Annotated in this window: 3 protein-coding genes and 1 pseudogene; all 4 read left to right on the forward strand. The window is 63.6% G+C overall.

Translation table 11 applies throughout. The features are described from left to right. Positions 1-550, forward strand: a pseudogene (locus EN745_RS33420) (hypothetical protein); the annotation flags it as partial. After that, positions 547-1008: a GNAT family N-acetyltransferase gene (locus EN745_RS33425; protein ID WP_127423212.1), complete on the forward strand. Its 462-nt coding sequence runs from the start codon at positions 547-549 to the stop codon at positions 1006-1008. The pseudogene EN745_RS33420 and the gene EN745_RS33425, both read left to right, overlap by 4 nt. Before the next feature lie 4 nt (positions 1009-1012). Next, positions 1013-1804, forward strand: a complete 792-nt coding sequence (locus tag EN745_RS33430; RefSeq protein WP_189363242.1) for a hypothetical protein — start codon at positions 1013-1015, stop codon at positions 1802-1804. Positions 1805-1813: 9 nt separating this feature from the next. Then, on the forward strand, positions 1814-2559 hold a 746-nt coding region (locus EN745_RS33435), incomplete at its 3' end, for a phage tail tip lysozyme (RefSeq protein ID WP_348630984.1).

The following is a 2559-nucleotide window of genomic DNA, read 5'->3' on the forward strand; positions in this document are numbered from 1 at the left end:
GGCCTGGTCGTTCGTCGTCAATCTCGAAACCGGGGCCTGGTGCAAGTTCGTCGGATGGGCAACCCGCTGCATCGAATTGCACGACAGCCGCCTCTTCTTCGGCACCAATGACGGCAAGGTCTTCGAAGGCGAGATCAACGGCAATGATGACAGCGGGCCGATCTATTACACCTACGTCGGCAATCCTGATCACATGAAAACGCTTGGCCGGCTGAAAACCGTGCACCAGGCGCGGCCGACCTTCCTCGCCTCGACGCCGTTCAACCCGAAAATCTCGTTCTCGGTCAATTACACGGTGACCCTGCCGACGGCCCCGGACGCGGCCGATGGTGGCACGGCTGACCTGTGGGACTCCGGCCTGTGGGACGTTGCTCTCTGGGATCAGGCCGCGCCGGTGGCGACCGTCAGCGGCGGCCAATGGATTTCGATCGGCAAGACCGGATACGTGGTGCAGCCGCAGGTGCAGGTTACCGGCTTTCTCAATCGCCGCCCCGATGTCGAGTTCGTGCAGCTCGACGTGACCTTTGAAAATGGCGGGGTGGTCGTATGAGGTACGACATCGCCATCGAGAACTTCAACGAGGCCTGGCCGGAGCTCGAACCGCTTTGCCGCCGGCACTATGGCGAGATGCAGGCGCGCATGGCGGCCGAGGGCATGTCGATCGGCGAGTTCAAGCCGCGGCTGAACGTCTACGGCACCGCCAGCCATCTGCTCTGCTTCGTGGTCAGGAACGAGCGCGAGGCAGTCGGCTACGCCTTCATCTGGATCACGCAGGACATGCACAACAGCGAACCCATCGCCATGGAGGACACGATCTACATGCGGCCGGATCACCGGAACGGCATAGGACGCCGTTTCACCAGGCACATCCTGGCCGAACTCAAAGCGCGTGGCTGCGTCAGGGCACACGTGACCATCGCCACCGATCTGCGTGTTGCCAAGATGTGCGAGCGCGTGGGCTTCAAGCGGTCGGCAATCGCAATGACGTATTTCCTTCAGGAGGCCTGACAAGATGTGCGCGCCCGATCCTCCCGCCCCGCCGGATCCCAAAGAAACCTCCGCGGCGTCGACCTCGACGAACGTCGGCACGGCTGTCGCCAACGCGAACCTTGGCAACGTCAACCAGGTCACGCCTGACGGCAATCTCACCTACAGCCAGTCCGGCACCTATAAGTGGAACGACCCCTATACCGGAAAGTCCTACGACATCCCGACCTACACGGCGACGCAGACGCTTTCGCAGACCGGGCAGGCGATCAAGGATCAGACCGACCAAGCCAAGCTCAACCTCGGCGAGCTGGCGGCGGGCCAGTCGTCGTTCCTGAAAGACTGGTTGTCGAAGCCGGTCGACCTGTCGAACGACGCGACAGAAGCCCGGTTGATGGACCTCGGCATGAAGCGGCTTCAGCCGGCGCTGGACGCCCGCCGCGCGGCGAATGAAGCCGACCTAATCAACCGCGGCATCCGTCCGGGATCCGACAACTACGCCCAAGCGCACAACATTCAGAACCAGGGCGAAAACGACGCCTACAACTCGCTGCTGCTGTCCGGGCGCGGGCAGGCGGTGCAGGAGGCGCTGGCGCAGAACTCGGCACCCATCAACAACCTGACCGCGCTGCTGTCCGGGTCGCAGGTGAGCCAGCCGAATTTCGTCAATGCGAACATGCCGACGATCCCGACGACCGATGTCGCCGGCCTGATCAACACCAACTACAACCAGAAGCTCCAAAACTGGCAGCAGAGCCAAGCGAACACCCAGAACCTTCTGGGTGGCCTGTTCTCTCTCGGCGCGTCGTTCATCTAGGAGGGGATCATGGGTTTCATCTTCGGCCCCGGCCAGCAGTACCAGACGCCCGAGGAACTGGCGAAGGCTCGCGCCGTTGCCGAGGCCCTGCTTAACCAGCAGCCGATCGCGCACAATGTCGGCGAAGGCCTTGTCGTGGTCGGACAGGCGATCAGGGGCAGGCGAGACCTGAACCGCATCATCAAGGCGCAAGGCGATATGCGCGCCGGCGGTGACGGTGTCTTTTCGGCGCTGTTCGGCGGTGGTGCACCGGCAGCAACGTCGACCGTGACGCCGCGCGGCGGCGGTGCGGTCGCTTCGGCCCTTGGTGGCGGCTCGATGGGCAGCGCTCCGGACCTTTCCGGCAATGACGTCTACAACGGCTTCATGGATACGGTGAAAAGCAAGGTCACCAATCCTTACGGCCTCGCAGCCGTCGCCGCCACCGCCAACGCCGAAAGCCGTTTCAGTCCGAAGAACGCTTTCGGTTCCTGGTCGGACCCCAGCGAAAGCGGCCAGGCTGGCACCGCTGGCGGCATCCTGTCGTGGCGTGGTCCGCGTTTTGAGGCGATGCGCACCTTTGCCGGCAGCAACGGCGGCGATGCAAACGCTCCGTCGCCGCAGCTTCAGGCGCAGTATTTTCTCCAGGAAGACCCTGGCCTGATCGATGCGCTGAACGCGGCGCAGTCGCCGGAAGAGGCGCAGCGCCTGATGAACAACGCCTGGAAATTCGCCGGCTACAACCGACCCGGCGGCGAGGCCGCGCGCCGCATTTC

Source organism: Mesorhizobium sp. M4A.F.Ca.ET.022.05.2.1, assembly GCF_003998845.1.
GTDB lineage: Bacteria > Pseudomonadota > Alphaproteobacteria > Rhizobiales > Rhizobiaceae > Mesorhizobium.

Excerpts from the sequence above, each read along its gene's own strand:
- EN745_RS33430 (WP_189363242.1), top strand. The coding sequence starts at position 1,013 with ATGTGCGCGCCCGATCCTCCCGCCCCGCCGGATCCCAAAGAAACCTCC.
- EN745_RS33425 (WP_127423212.1), top strand. The coding sequence starts at position 547 with ATGAGGTACGACATCGCCATCGAGAACTTCAACGAGGCCTGGCCGGAG.